This is a genomic window from Okeania sp., from assembly GCF_983059655.1.
The window spans coordinates 1-3,626 of sequence record NZ_CEZPJD010000795.1 but is presented as its reverse complement, the minus strand read 5'-3'; the positions used below and the strand labels follow the sequence as shown (position 1 = coordinate 3,626).

Below are 3,626 nucleotides of genomic sequence, written 5' to 3'. Positions count from 1 at the left end.
CAACAGGCAACAGGCAACAGGCAACAGGCAACAGGCAACAGGCAACAGGCAACAGAGGGAATAAATTGCCGATAACATAAGACTTTTAGCTATTGGGCAAATCCTGCAATTTGTAAATATACCAGCGCTCATTGCTATATTTATACTGTATAAATCATCGTCATTGACCTTTTTCAAGAGTCAAAATTTCAGGAAAATATTAAGTATAAATACTTGATCTACCCAGACATAAGCTGTACATCATTTCCTATTACACCAATGCTACCGGATTTGATATTACTTCTTCTTTTTTCCTTCTTCCTTCTTCCCTCTTCCTTCTTCTTAATTTAAAAGCTTCACAGCAGAGCCATCCTTCAACTTTTGCACCCCTGAAACAATCAACTTATCACCAGCTCGTAAACCTGACACTACCTCAGTCACATCACCTTTAACCAAACCTAACTCAATTATTTGGCGTTTTGCTTTCTGCTCCTCACCCGCTCCTTCCACCAAATAAACAAACCTTTCTTCTCCTTGAAAACCCACCGCCGTCATTGGTACAACCACAGTTTGACGTCTATCCCAGATCGCATTTACCCGCACAAACTGACCATCTTTTAACTTTCCGGCACTATTATCCACATCTGCTTTGACTAAAATAGTTTGAGAGTCACTACTAACAGTAGGAGAAATAAAACTAACTTTCCCTATTCCCAGAGCTTTCCCTTCTGAATTCTTAATCTCCACAGGTAAACCCAATTTTAAATCCCCTCGTCGCTCTAAAGGAATTGGTAAATTGATTTCTAATACTTGATTTGCCGTCACAGTAGTAATAGTGTCACTATCAGTAACAAAATCTCCCATTTTCACGATCATATCTCCCACAATTCCAGCAAAGGGAGCTACAACTACCGTATCCTGTAACTCCACTTCTAAACTCTCTACTTCTGCTTGTGCTGCTGCCACATCTGCATTTGCCTGAGCAATTTCTTCGGGGCGAGTGCCGTTTTGTAATTCCTCTAAATTACTACGAGCTTCTGCCACCTCCGCCTCTGCTCTAGCAATTTCTTCGGGGCGAGTGCCGTTTTGTAATTCCTCTAAATTACTACGAGCTTCTGCCACCTCCGCCTCTGCTCTGGCAATTTCTTCGGGGCGAGTGCCATTCTCTAGTCTTCTCAATACTTGCCGTTGTTGTTCGACTGCTGCTTCTGATGTCTCAATTGTAGATTCTTGATTTCTTTGCAACTGGGTCACTCGTCTTTTTGCTTCTTCTACTCTTGCTTTAGCTGCCCTCTCTTGTTTGAAAATTTCCTGAAAAGTTAATTCAGCGATCGCTCCTTCATCTCTCAAATTTTGATTTCGCTTTACTTGTTCGCTAGCTAACTCTAATTCTGCTTGTTGTACTTCTATTTGCGCCTTAGCTTGAGCAATTTCTTCTAACAAACTACCTGACTTAGCATTGGCCAGTCGTGCTTCTGCCTCTTGTAGTTGTGCTTTGGCCTGGGCAATTTCTTCATTACGAGTACCTGCTCGTAGTTCGGCTAAACTTGCTTGAGATTGATTAAGACGCGCTCTGGCTGCTGCAATTTGTTCTGGCCTTGCTCCAGTTTTGAGTTCTGCTAAACTTGCTTGAGATTGGTTGAGACGTGCTCTAGATGCTGCAATTTGTTCTGGCCTTGCTCCAGTTTTGAGTTCTGCTAAACGTGCTTGAGTTCGTCGGAGGTTTGCTTTGGATCTTCTTAAGTTGGCTTCTACATTATCACTTTTGAGTTTAGCGATCGCCTGCCCTTTGGATATAAAGGTTCCTTCCTGGGCTAAAATTTCTACTACTCTACCATCTATTTCTGGTCTAATTCTGACTGAGCGTTTGGCTTCGAGTGTCCCGACAAATTCTGAGGTTTCTTGGAGAGAGCTAATTTCTATTGGTATGGCTTTAATTAGGGTACTTCGTCGTCTACCTGGAGCTGCTGTTGATGGTTTGTTGGCTGTTTCGCTATTTTGAGACTGCCACCATTGCCCTCCTAAAAATCCTACTCCGAGAGTGGTAATAATTACTGTTGCCCAAAGTAGGCCAGAAAAATTTGTTTTGTTTGTTTGAAACTGTTCCGGAGCAGTTTTTGTCTGGTCTTCATATAGTTCTATTTTGTTACTTTCCTGGATATTTTCTGGTGGTTTAGTTTTGTCTTTAATTGCTGAATTTGATGAATTTAAATTTGACATTTATTTAACCTTTATTGTTTATTTATTTGACTAATTATTTCTGCAGTTAATATAGAGTTAAAAAGAGTTTTTTTTCTCGATCAGATTCAACAGTTTATCTTTTTCTTTTGTGTTTAATTCCCCACCGTCTACAAGGTGTTGACAATTGGTTTGGGTTTTAGTAAACATCCACTTTTTGCTTCTTCCTTCTTCCTTCTTCAACAGTTCTAATTCTTTGACTAATTCTTCTCTTAGCCATTGTATTTCTGTATTTAGAATTGATTTTGCTCGATTACAAGCAGAATATTGATAGGAGTCTAGTAATAGATTCTCAGATTGTTGACTATCTAAATATTCTTGACGTAGTTGACAAATTATTAAACGATGCTCAATAAGTTTGACTCTCTCAGTAGGTTCTAAATCACTGAAAAAGAAAAATTTAATTAGAAATCTAGAGCGACCTTTTACCCAACTTTCTTTGAGATTTTCTAGCATTTTTTCACGCCAGCGATCGCGCCCTTTTTCTGTTATTTGATAGATTTTTCGACTACATCCGGCCTCTCCTGGTTCTTCTGTAACCACAAAAACATAACCCCGCTCTTCTAATCGTTTCAGCAAGGGATATATAGCACCATAGTTGATACTAATACAGCTACTCATAAATAACTCTAGCTGTTGTTTTAAACGATAGCCGTGCAGAGGTTTCTTTTGCAGTAAACCTAGGGCAGATAACTCAAGCATTTATATCAGTCTGATATATTTGTTTATTTTTTCATTATATTTCAATTAATTTTATCTGACGAAATAAAAATTAAAAAATCTTAAACTTATTAGGAAAGGCAGAGGGCAGGAGGCAGAAGGGAATTCTGACTCCTCATTTTTTATACTACATTATGAAGTGTGGAATGTAGGATTTAATTTAGTTAGAGTCAAACTCTGTTTTTCGTCAAATCGACATTTCTAGGTAAAGTCTTGATCGGCAGGGAAATTATTTGGTGAGGAAATATCAAAAACTAAAAACTCAGACAACGCCAGATTTTTCCTTTTGCCTTCTGCCCTCAACCTTGAAATACACTATTTAGGGCTTGCGCTCATAAAATTGTAATCAATACCTGTAAAGGCTTCCAGAGTTAAATATTGCTGAGGGGGTGCAAGGTTTTTGGCACTTTTTGTCTCAAAATGCTAATATTTTTCCCCTGACTATCAGAAAATTTGGCCGTAGTAGATGGTCTAAACTGTTCCCTGTTCCCTATCGTCACCATCAGACTTTTTCAGCAAACCCTATTTATTATAGATATAGCAGTGGAAGAAAAGGTGAGGAGATATCAAAAGCTGAAAACTCAAACAACGCCAGATTTTTCCTTCTGCCTTCTGCTATATGTACCCTTAATCAAGATAAAAGGCCACGACTAAAGAATAATAATGAAAAATTTCTGGAAACAAATAGA

The 3,626-nt window shown here is 38.6% G+C and carries 3 protein-coding genes; 1 reads left to right on the top strand and 2 read right to left on the bottom strand.

From position 1 onward, the window contains the following. Positions 1-321: 321 nt before the first annotated feature. Positions 322-2,199 carry an efflux RND transporter periplasmic adaptor subunit gene (locus AC3DU7_RS28490; protein WP_488042625.1) on the bottom strand — a complete coding sequence of 626 codons (1,878 nt, stop codon included), beginning with the start codon at positions 2,197-2,199 and terminating at the stop codon, positions 322-324. 57 nt (positions 2,200-2,256) lie between these two features. Beyond that, entirely contained in the window at positions 2,257-2,919 is a 663-nt protein-coding gene (locus AC3DU7_RS28485) for a PadR family transcriptional regulator (protein ID WP_488042624.1), read from the bottom strand. A gap of 407 nt (positions 2,920-3,326) precedes the next feature. Between AC3DU7_RS28485 and AC3DU7_RS28480 the strand changes: the two genes are divergently transcribed. Beyond that, positions 3,327-3,626, top strand: a 300-nt coding sequence (locus AC3DU7_RS28480; protein ID WP_488042623.1) for a hypothetical protein, incomplete at its 3' end; no start/stop codon positions are given.

Excerpts from the sequence above, each read along its gene's own strand:
- AC3DU7_RS28490 (WP_488042625.1), bottom strand. The coding sequence starts at position 2,199 with ATGTCAAATTTAAATTCATCAAATTCAGCAATTAAAGACAAAACTAAA.
- AC3DU7_RS28485 (WP_488042624.1), bottom strand. The coding sequence starts at position 2,919 with ATGCTTGAGTTATCTGCCCTAGGTTTACTGCAAAAGAAACCTCTGCAC.